Here is a 17,845-nt window from a genome sequence, read left to right as displayed (position 1 = left end):
CAACGACAACTTCGTCCTTATGGGACGGAGTTTTTTTGTATTGATAAGGGGGTGATGGCCATGGAGGATGGCTGGTGGTGGCGATTTATAATATTTACACAACAACATTATACTAGGAGGTTTTTAACGATGAAAGAACGTGTACTCACAGGAGATCGGGTAACCGGCAAACTTCACCTTGGCCATTACGCCGGCAGCCTGCAGAACCGGGTTATTTTACAAGATCAATATGAATCCTATGTGTTTCTGGCGGATGTTCAGGCACTGACAACCCATTTCGATAGACCCGAATTGATCCGCAGCCATATCCGCGAGATTATGCTCGATTATTTGTCTGCAGGCATTGACCCCGGCAAGACAACCCTTTATGTACAGTCCATGATTCCGGAAATCGCCGAGCTGACGATCTTCTTCTCTATGTTTGTTACGGTGAATAACCTGCGGCACAATCCAACAGTAAAAGCAGAATCGAAAAACAGCAGTCTGGATGAAATGTATTATGGTTTCCTCGGTTATCCGGTAAGCCAAGCGGCCGATATTGCCTTTTGCAAAGCCACCATCATTCCCGTTGGTGAGGATCAGCTGCCGCATCTGGAGCTGGCCCGTAAAATTGTACGCCGGTTTAACGAGCTGTATAAGCCTATATTTGTGGAACCTCAGGCGTTGATCAGTGAAACACCCCGGCTGATTGGCACAGACGGCAACGCGAAAATGAGCAAAAGCCTCGGCAACTCCATAACGCTCGATGCTTCAACGGAAGACCTTGCCCACAAAATAAAAAGAGCAGTGACAGATCCTGCCCGCGTTCATAAAAATGATCCCGGGCATCCGGATATCTGTCCAATTTATGCTTATCACCGGGCCTTTCTTCCGCAAGACGCCGCTGAAATCCGCGAAGGCTGCGAACGCGGGACCATCGGATGTTCGGCCTGCAAAGAACGGATCACCTCCGCGCTGGAAATGCTTCTGGCACCGATGCGGGAACGCCGGGCCTACTATGCGGCCAGACCGAAGCTTGTCGATGACATTCTAATGGCCGGCACCCGCCATACCCGGTCTCTGGCCCAGGAAACGATGAACGAAGTCCGCGAGGCGATGAGCCTTGATTATTTCAAATGAACTCGAGATGCTTTCAACGAAGGTTCTGGAATTGATGACTTAACAGCTGAATAATTGTGAATAGCAAAGAGGCCGCTTCAGCAGCGGCCTCTTCTTGTTGTTACATATAAATATCGACTACAGTACCATCTGCTGTGCGCAGATTTTCAAAGTCTGCCTGTTTGATCCGCAATCCTCCAAGACGATAAGGGTTGGCAAGCCGTTCGGCCTGAACCTCCTTGCCGCCCACGGTTACAGAGCGGAGATTACCTTCTGCACAGTGGTAGATGAACGATACCGGTGAACCGCCATATTCGAAGTCAAAGCGGGTTCCATCCAGTTCATCCGGCAGTACAGGATCAATGATGAGATCACCGCCGTCCTCACGGATACCGAGCACGTTGGAGATCAGCTGATTCATGTAGATTCCGGGACCGCTGGAATAAATTCTCCAGCCGCCTTTAACGGCTACCGAACCATTCCGCAGCTCATTGAACCGCTCCTGCGCTTCATAACGGTTAGCAAATTTCCCGTCCGAGCTGCTGAAGTAGGCATTGCTCTGACGCAGTTCAGCGTTCGGCACGGCATCGCGGATCCCAATCGGATTAATGACCGCCAGTCCGTTCCATACCTGATCCCGCTTGCCGATCTTCGCCATAGCTTCTACGAACCGGATATGCGCATGCACATATTGAAGTCCGATTTCGCGTCCGAAATTAGCCGCCTGCTCCGCCCGTTTAAAATGCGTGCTGACTCCGCCGGCATATTGCGCCGGATGGTTCATCAGCCGCACACCATCCGGGCAGAGGAATTGCTCCAGGATCAGCTTATAATGTGACTCCATTTGCTCTGGTGTGAGCAGCTCACCGATCATACTGCGGGTCATCGGCAGCAGCCGGTATTGAATACCGGTCTCCTGATCTTCTGGATGAAGCATAGGCTTGGCATCCTGCGGATCTTCGAAATACAGGAAGCCTGGAATCACTTCCGTTCCCAGCATGTAACGGTTGAAATCACTTTTGATCCCTTCCGCCATCTGCTTCAGCTCATTTGACCAAACTTCATCATTGCTCTGCAGCACTCCTGATAAACCGAGCACTGTCTGATAGGTAAGTGCAACTGTCCAGCTGCTGACCATATACTGCTTCAGCTGTGCGTTCGCCGGCTGGAGCGTATCATCCCAATCCCCGTCGCCGTAAGAAGACAGGAACGTATCATGCAGGAAGTGAGATTTAATGTAATCCAGCTCTTTGTTGGCATGTTCCCGCAGCGAAGCTGTCGTTTCCGTAAAGTCAAAGCTGTGCTTGCGTGTATATGGAATCTGTTCATCCAATACAGCAAAATCAAGGGTTGCCCGCAAGTAATCCCCCAGCACTTTAAGCGGCCAGACAATAATATCGCCGTGGCTTTCTTCCTGCTGAATGGATGTGTATTTGTCGAACATGAACCACTGTGGCCAGCTGCCGTCATCTTCATACTGATGGGCAAACACGGTCAGCAGAATCTCGCGCACCTGCTCATATTTGTGTGTGGCGAGGAAATATTCCACCGGTCCCTGGCACACATCACGCGTCCCCCATGCTGCGCCGCCATACTGCTCCAGACCATGAGGCACTGAGTAATGGACCAGCATATTGTGAGTGTACCACCAGGCCAACGCATTCACTTTGAATAGTCCGCCTTCGACTCCGCTTTCCTGTGTCAGCTTGAAACCATTCATGACACCGGAGAAAAACTCACGGTAACGGGTGATTTCTTCTGTGACGGGTTTACTGGAGAGCGGACGTTCCTTGCCGTCCAGCAAGCCCTGTAGTGTCAGCGTCCACTCTGCGCTCTCCTCCAGTTCAAGCACAGCAAGCGAAGCACTGCCCTGAACCGGTCCGTCTGCCAGCAGACTTTCATCTCCCATACGGTAAGAAGCCCCCTCCAGGAACATCTTGTAAGTGAGCTCCGGATATACCTGAGCACTCGTTCCGGACTTCTCGCCACGGAAGCTGATCACTCCGTTCGGATCCTGAGCCATTTGGTATGGCACCTCATACTCGGCCACATTCATCGTAATCTGGTTGCTGACGAGGAAACGGTACGCTTGGCCGCTTACAGATCGTACATGCAGCTTTACTTCCGGTGAATCAACTGTTGTATAGTTGGTAATCACAAGCGTGTCGGAAAGAGTTTTGTAGTACCAGCGCACGTAGTTAAACCCGATTTCAAATAGCGACGGCATCGTAAGCATACGGTATTGCCCATCCATTTCCACATAAATACGCTGTCCTGAAGTCTTGTACACATTCAGCGCATTACGGGGGTTGGACATCATTTTATTGAAATTCGTATTACCGACTACCACCTGGGAGTTGAAAATCCCATACATATACGAGGTTGTGGTCATGACCTCAGCACCCAGATGAGCATTGTCCCCGCTCATCAGAATATGCCCATGCGGACGTTCGACCAGCAATTCCTTGCGCTTGAGCACAATATGCTCATAGGTGCCGGTAAAGAAGGCCAGCAGCTGGCCGCCATCACGTTCTTCCTCAAATCTCTGCGGGAACAATGAGTTCAGCTCTTCTTCAAGCATGTCTACAGTTTGCAGCGGCGCTCCAAAACGTGAAGATAAGGAGGCCTGATTCAGCCAATGACCTGTTTCCTGAACATCTCCCAGGGCTTCAGCCTCATCCCACGCTTGAGGCAGTGCCGAATTAAATTCCAGCTCTGTAATGGCTGCAGGATGGTCTTCACGGAATAGTCCGTAAAAAGTAAAACGTGCAGCTCCATCCAGTTGAACTTTCCCGGATTTCAGCGCCGTATAGGCAAATTCATATTGATAAATCTCATTGGCCAGCTGTTCCTGGTACAATGCTTCCGGTTTGTCGGTTTCCTTGTAGGATAATCCGAAGAACTGGAATCCATCAGTAGAATACCCGGTAGCTCCGGTGAGAGCACCTTGCTGCAAGTATGGGAACTTGCCGCCTTGCGGCTGATTTTGCCGGGAGCAAACCACATATCCATACTTCTCATCCTCAAATACCGCATGATCAATATATTGCGATAAATAGGCTTCATTACTGGTGACAGCTGCGGGGGAAGCAATCCCCACATCTTGACTATAGATGACATCCAGCAGCACATTGCTGCCATCAACTTTCACATCCCAGAACCACACCCCACGGCTGGACAAAGTAAATACCACTTGATAACGGATATCCGTCAATAGCCCTGGGACACCCGGACCCGCAGTAATTTCACCTTGCCACACCAGGCGTTTGCCATCCTGACGGAAACGGCTGCTCGATTTCACACCTAGCAGCGGAAAGACCTGAATGCCATCCTGCAGGTGCAAACGCGCATAAAGATTTCCGGGCGCACCGTCTACGCTATTAGACAGCAGCTGATTGATCATCATCGTCCCGCCGACAGCCTGGTACAGGTCGCCGCTTTCCAGGAAAGTAAAAGTCAATCCATCCTCGTGAAGCGACAGCTTGGAGCCAGTTCCTGTTATAGTTGTCATTTCTACTCACTTCCTTATCTGCTGCGGCAGATTGCCGCTATTCGTCAGTATTTGTGTTTAACATTTCGCATTATTTAAGCAAACGGAAAGACGCTGCCTGAACATCCTTGCTGCTAGCGCCGATGAACAGGCTGAATTGGCCGCGGTCACTGCTTACGGACAAGTCACTGTGATGATAGCGGAGCATACTTTCGTCAATCTGGAAGACGACCTCGCTGCTTTCTCCCGGAGCCAGTTCGACCTGCTTGAAGCCTTTCAGCTCTTTAACCGGGCGGACTACCTCTGCCGATACATCACGGATATAAAGTTGAACCGTTTCTGTTCCAGCCATCTTCCCGGTATTTGTGACAGTCACCTTCGCCTCAATCGGCTGATCAGCCTTCATTGTCTCCGCTGAAAGTGTAAGTCCCTCATAGGTGAAATCCGTATAACTTAGACCGAAGCCAAATGGCAGTAACGGTTCGTTAGGAATATCTAGGTACTGGGAAATATAACGGTTGCCTGTCTCTTCTTCCGGTTTGGGACGGCCGGTGCTGAAGGAGTTATAATAAACCGGAATCTGGCCAACGGAATAAGGAACGGACATACTGAGCTTTCCGGATGGATTAACCTTTCCGTATAACAGATCTGCCAGCGCAGCACCGCCTTCACTTCCCGGGAACCATGCTTCAAGTACAGCATCGGCAAGATCATACACACCATGCAGATCGAGCGGGCGGCCGTTAAACAGGACTACAGCTAAAGGTTTGCCCAGCCCTTTCATCAGCTCAATCAGTTCCAGCTGCGCCTGCGGCAATTTGATATTGCTGCGGCTGCCGCCTTCACCGCTCATCTCTGAAGATTCACCGACCGCAAGCACGATTACATCGGCATCTGCGGCTGCTTTCAAGGCCTCATTACGCTGAGACTCGCTGATCGAATCGATGCCGCTTCCCTCGGCAATAATCACATTGCCCGGATTTTCGCTGAGTATACGCATGGATTCTCCAAGCTTGACCGCCGTCTCTTTAGAACCCGTCCACGACCACCAGCCCAGAATATCTCCGCTATTCGCAAACGGACCAATCAATGCAACCCGTTGCTCAGGCGCCAGCGGCAGTACACCTTCGTTCTTAAGCAGTACACTGGATTTCTCGGCAAGCTTGCGGGAAACCTGGCGATGCTCGGCGGAGAACACAATCTCGCGTTCAAGAACCGGATCCGCACCACGCATTGGATTCTCGAACAAGCCCAGCTTTTCCTTCAGCTTCAGTATCCGCAGCACAGCTTCATCAATCAGCGCTTCATCCACAAGGCCTTCTGCCACCAGTTCCGGCAAATGATTCACATAGCTTGTGGTCATCATATCAATATCAACGCCACTCCAGATTGCCTTAAAGGCGGCTTCTTTTTCGTCTTCGGCAGCACCATGGGCAATAATTTCCTTAATAGCCGCCCAGTCTGAAATGACGATTCCCTCAAAACCCCATTCTTCACGCAAAAGGCTGCGCATCAGCTTGCTGTTTCCGGTAGCCGGAATCCCGTCCACAATATTAAAGGAAGTCATCACCATCTCGACTCCTGCGTCTACCGCTGCTTTATAGGCCGGCAAGTAGTATTCGCGCAGCTGGCGTTCTGACAAGTCGACTGAATTGTAATCACGTCCGCCTTCAGCCAGTCCATAAGCTGCAAAATGCTTCACGCAGGCTGCAACACGGGAAACATCATTTCTCAGGTCATCCCCTTGGAATCCCTGTACAAATGCCTTGGCAAATACAGAGTTCAAATAGGGATCTTCACCCGTTGATTCCATCACACGGCCCCAGCGGGCATCCCGGACCAAATCCACCATCGGCGCAAAAGTTACATGTAGTCCTGATACTGCAGCTTCACGCGCGGCGATTTCTGCACTCTGTTCAGCGAGTTCCGGGTTCCAGGAGCAGCCGATCGCCAGCGGAATCGGAAATATCGTCTTGAATCCATGTACAATATCCGCCATAAACAGCAATGGAATGCCGAGTCTGTTATTCTTCAGATGTTCTTTCTGCACAGCCATCATTTTCTCTGCACCGGCTATTCCAAGTACGGAACCAGCCGCAAGTTTGGTCTCGCTGCCGATACCGAGCTCCTCCATAGGTCCGGTGATTTCTGAATGATCGCCCGGTTCGTCATAAAAGGGGGCTGCGAGCTGCAGCAGCTGGGCTATCTTTTCTTCAAGTGTCATGTGCTTAACATATTTGTGATAGAGATGTTCAGTCATGGTTGTGTTCCCTCCACCGAAACGAAACGTTTCTATTCTATTATCTCTTTATTTATATGGTCTTTTCTAGTATGTGTTGTCTCTATTTCATAAACGTTTCTATTAATTTCGACAGCAATACGGAGCAGTAGGAGTCCAGAATCTTCTCTTGCCCGATAAATAACCGGAAGCTTGCCGCCGCGCTAGGCCAAAAACAAAGCGTTCGGCGGGATTATCGCATCCAGCTCCAATTAACTGTTGATTTTAACCGAGCTCCGTTCAATAAGTTCGATCTTGAGCTTGTAGAAATCGTTGACCTCATCTCCGTTCAACCTTTGGAACAGCAGATGTCCGGCCAGCGAACCGGATTCGTACATCGGTTGACGGATGGTCGTCAGCCTTGGCTGAAGGTATTCGGCTAACTGGATATCGTCAAATCCAATGACCGAAAGATCATCCGGCACGGAAACTCCGGCTTCCTCCAATGCCTTCATTCCTCCGACTGCCATTTCGTCATTGGCATAAAACACCGCCGAAGGCAGCTCACCCTGCACCAGCATCATCTTCGTTGCTTTATAACCGCCCTCACGGACAAAGTTGCCGCTCAGCTTCCACTTCGTTTTTTCATTTAGTCCCGCCTCACGCATGGCACGCAAATACCCCTGATAACGCAGTGCATTGTCATAAGAGTTCGCAGGTCCGCTAATATAAGCAATGGAATGATGACCTTTTTCAATCAGATAACGGGTCGCACTATAACCACCCTGTTCGCTGTCTACCACTACATTAATAAGGCCTTCACCAGAAATGAGACGATCCATCACGACGATTGGAAAACGTGCACCCGCAGCTGCATGAAGAAGATCTACTGTAATATTATGAGCCAGCACAATAGCGCCATCTACTCTTTTTTCGAGTAAATAACGCACAGCCGTGGAATCTTTTCCACCCAGCGAGCTGCAGGCAATCAGGTCATAGGAGTTGGATAGCGCAACATCCTGAATGCTGCGGATGAGCTCCGAATAATAAGGACCGGACAAATCCATTAATATGAGTGCAATCGTATTGGTCCGGCTCCGCTTCAAATCCATGGCAAAGCCGTTTTTTTGATAATTCAGCTGTCTTGCTGCTGCCAGAACTTTTTCTCTCGTTTTTGCGCTAACCTTGCTGTCCCCGCTCATCGCATACGAAGCGGTGGACAGTGCTACCCCCGCCAGCTTGGCCACATCCTTGATTGTTGCCATCCATTTCAACCCTTCCTGAGCCCTGCATTATTTCTCTCTATACTATTTTATGCCAGAGATCGTATATCCTTCTATGATATGCTTCTGGAAGAAGATAAATATGATAATAATTGGAATGACCATAAATGCCGCACCGGCCATCTGCAGTCCAAACGCTGTACCATATTGGCCTTTCAGCAAGGACAAACCTACTGAGAGTGTATACAGTTTCTCGTCATTGGCGATAATCAACGGCCACAGGAAGCTGTTCCAGGCCCCGATAAATGTCAAAATCCCTTGTACCGCAAACACCGGCTTCACGATCGGCACCATCAGCTGGAAAAAGATCCGCAGTTCGCCCGCTCCATCCAGCCTTGCCGCTTCCAGCAGATCCATCGGAATGGTAGTCATAAACTGACGGAACAAGAATATCGCAAACGCCCCTACCAAGCCGGGCAGAACGATACCCGCCATCGTATTTACGAGATGCATTTGATTAATAATCAGATACGTCGGGATCATGGTTACTTGTGATGGAATCATCATCGTACCCAGGATAATAAAGAAGAACTTGTTTTTGCCCGGAAAATCAAATTTCGCAAAAGCATAACCGGCCATCGCATTCAAAAACAGTCCGGCAAAAGAACATAACACGATAATCAGTGTATTTTTCAAATAAATTAAAAAATCCATCTTCACGAACAAATCCCGGTAGTTGTTAAACGTTGGGTGCGCCGGGAAAAGCGACGGTGGAATCACCGTAAATTCATTCTCTGGTTTAAAGGATGAACCGATCATCCAAATAAACGGCACCATCATCAGAAGTCCTCCGACAACGAGCAGGGTAATCATAATTCCTTTTTCCATCTTCTTCATCTTCAGTGCCATGCTAGTTCCCTCCTTCTTAAGCCCGCAGCATCACGCTGAAGCTTAGTATTCCACTTCTTTCTTTTTGACCGCGAATTGGATAAGTGTCGCAATAATAATGATGATGAACAGTATAAATGAACCCGAAGCCGCATAACCGAATTTGCTCAGCTGGAACCCGTTATTGTAAATAAAGAGCGCCATTGACATCGTTGCATTCAGCGGTCCACCTTTTGTCATCACGAGCGGCTCTTCGAAGAACTGAATCCAGCCGATCAGGGTCGTAATGGTCACAAAGAAAGTAGCGAATCCAAGCAAAGGAACAGTGATGTAGCGCAGCTTCTTCCAGCCGGTTGCACCGTCGATTTCCGCAGCTTCATAATACGAACGCGGAATTCCCTGAAGGGCCGCCAGGAAGATGATCATATTGAGACCAATTGATTTCCAGAACGCCAGCAGGATAAGTGAAAATTTCGCCAGCACAGGATCTTGGAGCCATTGCTGCGCAGGCAGGTCAAACCAGGACAGAACATAGTTAAACAAACCGTACGTCCCGTTGTACAAATAACCCCATACTACGGCTACGGCCACAATGTTGGTAATGGAAGGCATATAATAAATCACCCGGAAGCTTTTAAACAGCCAGCCTGTTCCGTAATTCAGCAGCAATGCAACCCCCATGGAAGCAATAACCACGCAGGGAACCCCGACCACAACATAAATAAGTGTGTTGTACATCGACTTTAAGAAAATAGGATCTTTGAAAATATTAAAATAGTTATCAAAACCAATTGCACTAATATTCGAATAATCCGCAAGCCCCACCAAATCCATATCCGTAAAACTGATGACCAGTGCGATAATTATCGGGATAATCGAAAAAAGGGTCAGCAGGATTACCGCAGGCGCGATAAACAAATATGGATACTTATGCTTGTTCCACTGCTTGACAAATGAACTCACAACATCACACCCCTTCGCATTCTTTCACTTTCTTCCGTGTGGAAGGATATACAGGCATAATGCCGGAACCTCCGTAAAAAAGAGATCCCGGCAGTCCGCCTGACACAATACTTCAATAATTATTTATTTGTTGCCCAGCAATTCATTCGCTTTGGCGTTCAGCTTGTCCAGCTCGGTTTGTGTATCTGCTCCGCCCATGGTAATCTGCTCGAAAGCAGCCATTGCAGCCTGTGCAATTTCTTCATATTCTCTGACCGTTGGAGCCGGACGGGAATTTTCAAGCTGTTTACCGAACGCTGCAATCATTGGATCCTGAAGCGCTTCGTTCTTCCAAGCTGCTTTGAGTGCCGGCATGGAGTTAGAAGTTTCGAAATACTTCAGCTGTGCATCCTGTTCGGCCATGAAAGCAATGAATTTTGCAGCTTCATCCGGATTTTTACTGTAGTTGAAGATGGACAGATCAGCACCGCCAATGGAAGAGGTGTTGGTTACTTTGGCAGGCAATGTCGTTACAGCCCATTTTCCGTCAATTTCAGGGTTTTTCTCTTTTACAGTCTGGATCATCCAAGGACCGCTGATGAACATAGCCATCGTTCCGTCTTTGAATGCTGCTACAGTATCAAGGTCAGTGCCTTTAGGCGACAATCCTTCATCGTAGAAGCTTTTCAGAAAATTAACAGTTTCCACATAGGCCGGTTGATTAAACTGTGGCTTACGGTTGCTATCAATAATATCGCTGCCGTTCTGCCAAGCAAAAATTACAGGGTAGATAGAGTCTTTACCTTCAATCGGCAAGGCATAATGTCCGGCTCCGCCCTTTTCCACCAGCTTCTTGCTTGCATCCTTCAGCTCGTCCCAAGTTTTTGGACCTTCAGGGTATCCAACATCACCAAGCATATCGGTGCGGTAGAACAGCGCCCGTGTCTCAACATAGAATGGGATACCAACCGTCTGGTCTTGATATTTGGTTGTTTCAACGGCTCCGTCAAAGAAGTTCTCCGGTTTCATGCTTGGATACTTTTCGATGTATGGAGTCATATCTTTCAAAGCTCCGGCAGCGGCAAATTCAGGAATCCATGTGGTACCCATCTGAATAACGTCCGGGCCGTTTTTGGAAGCGACTGCGGTCAGCAGCTTATCATGTGCGGTATCCCATGGGATCGCTTGCACATCCACTTTGATGCCAGGGTTTTTTTCTTCATACATTTTAGCAATAGGTTCTACTGTATCAGATGTACCCATGAACCATACTTTAAGCGTCTTGTTGTCTCCCGATGCTGCATTGTTGGAATTGTTGCCGCAACCCGCCGCAACTAATGAGAAACTCATCAACATTGCCATCATCGTAACTCCAGTTTTTTTCTTCATTTCTCTTTCACCCCTGTTTTAGTATGAGTAAAACTTAAAAAACTATGATAAAAGCCCTTACATCGAAACGTTTCGATTATTATCGAAAAAAAATTCGAATATTATCATTCTTTTTCTTATTCCCCGAGGTAGTTACAGGTAATATTAACCAAAAAAATGTAGGATGAAACGAATTTTCAGACATTTTTCGAGTTGAATGAGCATTTCCGAGAACATATTGCTAATTCAATCGATGGTTGATTCGAATCGTTTCGATAGCCCTATTATAAATCCATGTGTTAGCGATTTCAAGTGCCTTACTAAAAAAAACAACTTTTCGCAGCCAACTCAAGGACGCAGTGTTAATATATGGATTAATCTCAGCTTTGAAAAAGTAAATACTGGAATCCGCTGTATAAATGTTTACAAAAAAGGACGCGCTGTACAAAACTCAGCGCGTCCTAAATGTATTGCTGTTCGGTGAAAATAAAGTATTAGACTGCCGCTGTTATTAAACTAACGTTTCCCGTTAGCCACACATGCAGCGCAAGCGCAGCACCACAGATGATGAAAGTACGCCGTATTTCGGTCTTCCTTGCAACAGCCAAGAATTAATTTCCAAGGGAGTTGAATCTTCACCTATTGGGATGAACCAAGGCACTTTTTATGTAGGTTTTTATCTCAATTTCATCAACTTTTCTTGAGGAATCTTCTTTCTTATACGCAGGACTATATCTTGGCCAGTTATGAAATGCTTATTGCGAAGTTACTGAGCGGAAATTTCGAACTTCGTGCCGGCATTACCGGCGAAAACTATGGATCCTCCCAAGGGCAGTACGACCGGATCCTTGCCTCCGATGACACTGAAATAGATGCATGTTCCCTTGGCATCATAAACAGCGAAAGAAGCGTTCTGGGACATGCTCACCTTAACGATCTTGCCCCCATCATTGTCGCTTATCGTATACCACCTGGCGTATCCGCTGGGCGGAATCGTAACGATTGACTTCTTAGCGAAGTTAAGGGGCTTCACGGCATCCTCGCTCACTAAGATGATTCCACCCATATTCAGGTACTCAACGCCGTCTTGGGTAAAGAAAGTAAGACCTGAGAGATCCCGCCCGCTCATTCCCGGAATTTGCAATTCGGTGACGGCCGTGTTCGGGCCGGTTATTCGCTTATCCAACACGTATCCCGGCAATTGTTTCGACAAATTCAATTGAGTGTGTGTTTGTGGCGACACCAAATAAGCGAGCGACGTATACTTCTGATTCAGCAGATAGTACCTCTTGCCGTCGCGCTGAATCCATGCCGCTGTTGTCTCTGCTGGAAGATCTTGGGGCTGGAGCTTCTCGGCGCTGTACTCTGACACAGCAGTCTGCCCAAGACCCGGCAACGAAACGTATTTACGAACCCATACGTAGGTGCGGCCATTCTCCTTCGTCACGAAGCTGATCATTGTATTCCCGTTCGTACTCCGGAATGTACCGTCTACCGAATACTCGTAGCTCTGGACTGGATTATCGGATGGCTGCTCCGAAGTAACGGACATGACGCCGCCTTCGGTAATCTCTATGTTCGTCGTTGTACTGGTTGCCCCATAGATTCCCGAATACTGCATCACGGACTCCGGCATATCAGCCTTTACCGGCGTGCCGAATGATTTCTTAGGCTTGAATTCAGCAATTGTCCCTTTCTCCTTCAGCGCCTGAAGCAAGATTTCGTTCGCCAAAAGCTGATCGTACGTGCTGCTCCCTCCGGAAGTGACAACAGCTGCCGCCATGTCCTGCTCAGGAAGCACGACGAGCGATGAGTGATAGAGAGACGTGTCACCGCCTTTGGTCAGTGCCTTCATCCCATATTCGCTGAAGGGATACAGATGGACGCTGTCCCAGCCGAGACCGTATTCTAAGGAGTTGTCCGCATCGTCAGGCCATAAAGGTGTCTTGTACTCCTCTTGCACCATAGCCGTAGTCGATTTGCCGGACAATATTTCTTCCGCTTCTCCCGTAAAAATTTGCGAGAATCGAGCCAAATCTTCCGCCGTGGAATAGATACCTCCTGCACCGATCATGTTGAGCGTCTCGTTCGGAAGTTGTCCTGTATAGGTAGGATAATAGAGCCCCGCCATCTTCGCTGTGTTCGGAGAATCGAGCGGCGTCTTCGTATTGACCATACCCAGAGGCTCCGTAATATATCGATGGATATAAGGGGTGAAGTTCATGCCGCTGACTCGCTCGATCAGAATCTCGGCTAGCGTAAATCCGTCATTGCAGTAAACCGAATAAGCGCCCGGGTCCGCCTTTAAGGTCTGACCAGCTAGTTGCTTCAGCAGTGTGTCGTGGGCGTAGGTATCTATATCTTCGAATAAATAGGCGTTCGTAAACGTCGACCCGTTCAGCCCGGAAGAATGATTCAGTAGCATGCGCGGCGTAATCTGTTTATAGCGTTCATCCTTCATCCTAAACTCGGGAATATAATGGACGACCGGTGTATCGAGATCGATTTTCCCTTGGTCAACCAACTGCATGACGGCAACCGTGGTAAACATTTTACTCGTCGAGCCGATTCCGTACATCGTGTCTGTCGTGAGCGGCTTCTGTCCCTGCTCGTCATTCTTGCCGAACTGGCCGGATATGACGATGTTGCCATGATCGATAAGGGTGTATTGCACGCTGTTCGTATCGTAAGCTGCCGTGAGGAGTTCGGCTTTCTCCTTGGCAGCTTTCATGGTTAAGTCGTAGGTGAGTCCAGCTTTGTTAGAAGGCGAGTCCACTTCCGCCGTTGACACAGTTATCGGAGCAGCACTTGACTCAATCACCTCAGATGTATTTAGTGCCCCTGCTGTGTTCTGCATCTCAGCTACTGGTGTGTTGTCGCTGCAGGCGGTTAACAGCAAAAGCAGACACAAAAATAGCACAGCTACAGTTATCCATCGACTTTTCATCATCTAAACTCCCATTTCCTAATTTTGGTATACATGTACTAATTTAGTATATTAATATACTTATGAAAAATTAGTATTTATGCAAAATTGCCCGTTAGCTTATGAAACGCTTGCCAGTCTAATACATTATTTTCTCTGAACAATTGCAGCAGACTTGAAATGACCTGACTGCTCTTCTATTCAATTTATTAATCCGTTGAAATTTGGTTAGCATTAACCGATTCCCGGCAGATCAATTCCGGGACAAGTTTCAATGTTCTGCCAGCTCCGCCGTTCATCACTTCAAGCAGCATTTCAGCAGCGAGTGTCCCCATGCGTTCGTACTGATGCCGCACTGTAGTCAGCGGCGGGTTATTATATGCGGTAAAAAATGCTCCATCATAGCCCATTACAGAGATATCCTGAGGCACGGAGATGCCTTTGCGGGCAAGCTCCATAACCGCGCCCATTGCCATTAAGTCATTTGCGCAGCAAACCGCCGTCAGCTCAGGTGCCCTTGCCAACAGTTTCAGGACTGCCACCGCTCCGCTCTCCCCGCCAAAATCTCCATATTCCAGTTGGGCGGAATCATGGAGAGTCCCTGTTTCGGTTAAAAATATCTCGCTGAAGCCCTTGTAGCGTTCCTCGCATATGCTTACATCCGGGGGGCCAGTAATATAGCCGATTCTTCGATGTCCTTGCCCAATCAAATAGGCGGCTGCTATTTTCCCGCCTTCCCGGTCGTCAGAAGCAACCAGTGAGCAGCGTGGTCCTACAGCCGAGCCAAGATTTACAGAGGGAACCTGCAGCTTTACCGCTTCCTTGATGAGCGGGTGATTCTTGGCAAAGGGTGGCATGAATACACAGCCTTCCAGATTTCTCATCCGAACCCATTCGGTTAAGCTGTTGGGCTTATACTCCGTAAAGGGCACTGAGAAAATTAGAATCTCCTTCTGGTAGAGCCGTAAGGCCTTTCTTAAGGTGGCAAAAATATCGTCGAACTCACGAATCGACTCCTTTTCCATCTCCGGCATGAATACACCAACCAGGTTGCTTTTACGGGTGACCAGTTGCTTGGCACCCAAATTGGGGACGTATCCAAGGGACTGGGCCGCTTCTTGCACGCGGGCTATGGTTCTCGGATGTACACCGTAACTGCCGTTCAACGCTCTGGATACGGTACTGACCGATAAGCCCAGCTTTTCCGCAATATGCTGTATCGTCACTTCCAAGCTGATCTCATCCTTTTGCGGCTTCCGCCAAAATTTTACCCGCCTCCACCTTCAAGAGCGTATCCACATGATAGTCCTTTCCGGTTTCCTGCTCAAGCTTGCGCAGAGCTTCGCGCTGAGTGTTGGTTGCGGGTTGATGCTCAATGAGCGCGGCCAGATTGTCATGAGCGATTTTCCGCGCAAGGACAGGATCCTCAATCAGCTCAAGCATTTGGTACATCGCGGCTATCGCCTGTTCTTCACCCTCTATTCCATACCCGGAGTCTGTGCTCAGCATAAAGCGGTCGGGGAACTTTTTCATGACAGGAATGAATTGTTCCGGCGCACCTCCCCCAGCTGGATTATAAACAGAGAACCCGGCAAAAAAGTCAGCATATAAATTGGGGTGTGCGGAAAGCAGCCGCTCAATCTCTTCCGGTGTATTGTAGGCATTTATATGCGCAAAAATCATCATCGTGTCCGGATGCTCTTCCAGTGCCTGCTCCAGCTTCTCAACCGGCTTACCGCTAGGCGGATCAATGTGCAGCAGCACCGGCACCTTGTATTCTGCGGCCAAATCATAGATTTGCGGAAGATAGCCATCGAGAGGATGATTGGCCTTCCAGGCCACCCGGGATACAACCGGTGACATCGTGGAGGCAGCAACGATTTCGCCAATGCCCATATATCCCTGCTCCAGATTATTTCTCACTACCGTCAGGCTCTCTACGCGATGCAGGTCAAATCCGCAGAAATACGGAATAATAGTCTCCGGGTGCTCCTGATAAGCCTTCCATGCAAACTTATCGGAAATAACGGCACTCGGCTCAGACACATCACCAAACAGGACTACTTGCTGCACTCCATGATCTTTCCAAGTCTTTAGCATAATCATATACTTCATTAGACTGGCATCATGATTATGGGCGTCGATAAGACCCAGGTCCTTATACTTGGCAACTAAATCTGTCAGCGGATTGTCTGCCTGATCGGGAGCAATGCTGGCTTCTGCAGCGGCAGGCTCCGCTGTATTGGGCATAGAGGACTGTATTGTCTGTTCCAACACAGGGTCTGCTATATCTTTGGCTTGCTCATTCCGCAGATACAAACCAGCCAGTGCTCCGAGTACAATAATAGTGCTGAGCAGCCACACCACATTTCTGCGCATCATGGTCTGATACCTCCTTATTTTCGGAAACGTTCCCGATATTTACGATAATTATAATTCTATATCTATAATATGTAAATGTCGTTTTCGGGAACGTTTCCGACATAGCTGTCAAACCAGCCGTAGGCGGTTCTTTTGTAAACCACCGTGGCCGTCTGTATCCTACACTTGTTTTCCGTAGGCCTTGCCTTCTTTTATCTTCTGTACTTCATACATATTTACCGTTGTGCTGATGATAAAAGCCGGTTTCTCTTGGCCCCTGCTGTTGCGGTGGCCCTGGATATGCGCATCACCTTTCTCCCAATTCTTCCATGCTTCCTCTGATTCCCAGCGGATCAGGAGCAAGACTTCCTCGTTATCCTTGCTCTTCTTGTTCAGCGTAACGCTGATATCAATGAGCCCTTCCATTTCCTCCAGCGCCCCCGGTGCACTGAACTTTTCAATCACTTTATCGCTGTTCCCCTTCTCAATGACGATGGATCTGGTCTGGATAAACATCAATTATTCCTCCTATGATGCCATAAGCGCCTCTAGCTCTGCTGCTTTTGCTTGGCATATTCTCTTGTTTCAACTCTCTGTTTTATTCTAATTGATAATCGTTATCATTTCCAGTCGGATAGAAAAACAGTCTTTCATATTGAATAGGTGCATACTTCTTTTTTAACTGAACTCTCTCTTGTACGGGGTTTCAGGCAAATATATACTCGATATAAATTACACCCATCCTTTACTGGAGAAAGTTGGCCTGTTATGAATGTTCAGATCAAACTTGTGGACACAAATGAAGCTTATATAATTAAAAATCTCTATCCTTTATACTTGCATGATTTATCCGGTCACTATGGACTAACGGGCGGATCTGCCCTTAACAGGCACGGCATCTTCGAAGACAGCCAGGAAATCAGAACTTTGGCCGATCAATACGAGGTGCAGAATGTTTGGTGGGAGAAACCGGGATGCCTGTATCCTTTTTTAATCAAAGTGGGTGCTGTGCCTGCCGGCTTTGCATTCATCGCTACCCCGCCTTATTGCGCCAAAGGTGTAAACTACTTCGTAAATGAATTCTTTATCCTTCAGCCATTCAGAGGGCAAGGTTACGCCCGGCAGGCAGCGGTGCAAGTATTCGAGTCTTTCAAAGGCAACTGGGAGCTGTACACCAATCCCTCGGAGAAGAACATTACCGGACAGAAGTTCTGGAGAAAGACCGTATCGGGCTATGCAAATGGCAAGTATGAAGAGAAGCTTGAAACGACCGTAGACGGCCCTAAGATGGTATTTAGATTTAATAATGGAGACAGACAGGAGCTATAGAG

The 17,845-nt window shown here is 48.3% G+C and carries 12 protein-coding genes; 2 read left to right on the top strand and 10 right to left on the bottom strand.

Going from position 1 to position 17,845, the window contains the following annotated elements; translation table 11 throughout:
* The first annotated feature begins 129 nt into the window (after positions 1 to 129).
* Entirely contained in the window at positions 130 to 1,119 is a 990-nt protein-coding gene (gene trpS / locus ACAN56_RS08025) for a tryptophan--tRNA ligase (protein WP_379141831.1), read from the top strand.
* Between the two features lie 100 nt (positions 1,120 to 1,219).
* On the opposite strand, the gene ACAN56_RS08020 is transcribed toward trpS, so the two are convergent.
* The 10 genes from ACAN56_RS08020 to ACAN56_RS07975 all read right to left on the bottom strand — a co-directional run bounded on the left by ACAN56_RS08020 (position 1,220) and on the right by ACAN56_RS07975 (position 17,030).
* Positions 1,220 to 4,609, bottom strand: coding sequence for a GH36-type glycosyl hydrolase domain-containing protein (locus ACAN56_RS08020; RefSeq protein WP_379141829.1), 3,390 nt, complete (start codon positions 4,607 to 4,609; stop codon positions 1,220 to 1,222).
* A 70-nt stretch (positions 4,610 to 4,679) separates the two neighbouring features.
* A complete protein-coding gene (bglX, locus tag ACAN56_RS08015; RefSeq protein ID WP_379141827.1) occupies positions 4,680 to 6,848 on the bottom strand; it encodes a beta-glucosidase BglX in 2,169 nt (722 codons plus the stop codon).
* Positions 6,849 to 7,078: 230 nt separating this feature from the next.
* Entirely contained in the window at positions 7,079 to 8,071 is a 993-nt protein-coding gene (locus ACAN56_RS08010; protein WP_038590962.1) for a LacI family DNA-binding transcriptional regulator, read from the bottom strand.
* 42 nt (positions 8,072 to 8,113) lie between these two features.
* Complete coding sequence (locus ACAN56_RS08005) at positions 8,114 to 8,938, bottom strand: carbohydrate ABC transporter permease (RefSeq protein WP_038590959.1); 825 nt, start codon at positions 8,936 to 8,938, stop codon at positions 8,114 to 8,116.
* Positions 8,939 to 8,980: 42 nt separating this feature from the next.
* Positions 8,981 to 9,880, bottom strand: a complete 900-nt coding sequence (locus ACAN56_RS08000; protein ID WP_038590956.1) for a carbohydrate ABC transporter permease — start codon at positions 9,878 to 9,880, stop codon at positions 8,981 to 8,983.
* A gap of 123 nt (positions 9,881 to 10,003) precedes the next feature.
* Complete coding sequence (locus ACAN56_RS07995) at positions 10,004 to 11,248, bottom strand: sugar ABC transporter substrate-binding protein (RefSeq protein ID WP_038590954.1); 1,245 nt, start codon at positions 11,246 to 11,248, stop codon at positions 10,004 to 10,006.
* A 745-nt stretch (positions 11,249 to 11,993) separates the two neighbouring features.
* Positions 11,994 to 14,177 (bottom strand): serine hydrolase domain-containing protein, encoded by a 2,184-nt coding sequence (locus ACAN56_RS07990; RefSeq protein WP_379141822.1) that lies wholly within the window; start codon positions 14,175 to 14,177, stop codon positions 11,994 to 11,996.
* Between the two features lie 185 nt (positions 14,178 to 14,362).
* The gene (locus ACAN56_RS07985) at positions 14,363 to 15,379 is read right to left on the bottom strand and encodes a LacI family DNA-binding transcriptional regulator (RefSeq protein ID WP_379142065.1); all 1,017 of its coding nucleotides are present in this window, start codon (positions 15,377 to 15,379) and stop codon (positions 14,363 to 14,365) included.
* Between the two features lie 13 nt (positions 15,380 to 15,392).
* Positions 15,393 to 16,535, bottom strand: a complete 1,143-nt coding sequence (locus ACAN56_RS07980; protein ID WP_379141820.1) for an amidohydrolase family protein — start codon at positions 16,533 to 16,535, stop codon at positions 15,393 to 15,395.
* 159 nt (positions 16,536 to 16,694) lie between these two features.
* Positions 16,695 to 17,030: an antibiotic biosynthesis monooxygenase gene (locus ACAN56_RS07975; protein ID WP_379141818.1), complete on the bottom strand. Its 336-nt coding sequence runs from the start codon at positions 17,028 to 17,030 to the stop codon at positions 16,695 to 16,697.
* Between the two features lie 252 nt (positions 17,031 to 17,282).
* Between ACAN56_RS07975 and ACAN56_RS07970 the strand changes: the two genes are divergently transcribed.
* Positions 17,283 to 17,843 (top strand): GNAT family N-acetyltransferase, encoded by a 561-nt coding sequence (locus ACAN56_RS07970; protein ID WP_379141815.1) that lies wholly within the window; start codon positions 17,283 to 17,285, stop codon positions 17,841 to 17,843.
* Positions 17,844 to 17,845: the final 2 nt, after the last annotated feature.

The organism is Paenibacillus paludis, from assembly GCF_042610515.1.
Lineage (GTDB): Bacteria > Bacillota > Bacilli > Paenibacillales > Paenibacillaceae > Paenibacillus_AQ.
Note: the sequence above shows the minus strand (reverse complement) of the source record. Positions and strands in the feature narration are given on the sequence as shown.

Excerpts from the sequence above, each read along its gene's own strand:
- trpS (WP_379141831.1), top strand. The coding sequence starts at position 130 with ATGAAAGAACGTGTACTCACAGGAGATCGGGTAACCGGCAAACTTCAC.
- ACAN56_RS08020 (WP_379141829.1), bottom strand. The coding sequence starts at position 4,609 with ATGACAACTATAACAGGAACTGGCTCCAAGCTGTCGCTTCACGAGGAT.
- bglX (WP_379141827.1), bottom strand. The coding sequence starts at position 6,848 with ATGACTGAACATCTCTATCACAAATATGTTAAGCACATGACACTTGAA.
- ACAN56_RS08010 (WP_038590962.1), bottom strand. The coding sequence starts at position 8,071 with ATGGCAACAATCAAGGATGTGGCCAAGCTGGCGGGGGTAGCACTGTCC.
- ACAN56_RS08005 (WP_038590959.1), bottom strand. The coding sequence starts at position 8,938 with ATGGCACTGAAGATGAAGAAGATGGAAAAAGGAATTATGATTACCCTG.
- ACAN56_RS07995 (WP_038590954.1), bottom strand. The coding sequence starts at position 11,248 with ATGAAGAAAAAAACTGGAGTTACGATGATGGCAATGTTGATGAGTTTC.
- ACAN56_RS07990 (WP_379141822.1), bottom strand. The coding sequence starts at position 14,177 with ATGATGAAAAGTCGATGGATAACTGTAGCTGTGCTATTTTTGTGTCTG.
- ACAN56_RS07980 (WP_379141820.1), bottom strand. The coding sequence starts at position 16,535 with ATGATGCGCAGAAATGTGGTGTGGCTGCTCAGCACTATTATTGTACTC.
- ACAN56_RS07975 (WP_379141818.1), bottom strand. The coding sequence starts at position 17,030 with ATGTTTATCCAGACCAGATCCATCGTCATTGAGAAGGGGAACAGCGAT.
- ACAN56_RS07970 (WP_379141815.1), top strand. The coding sequence starts at position 17,283 with ATGAATGTTCAGATCAAACTTGTGGACACAAATGAAGCTTATATAATT.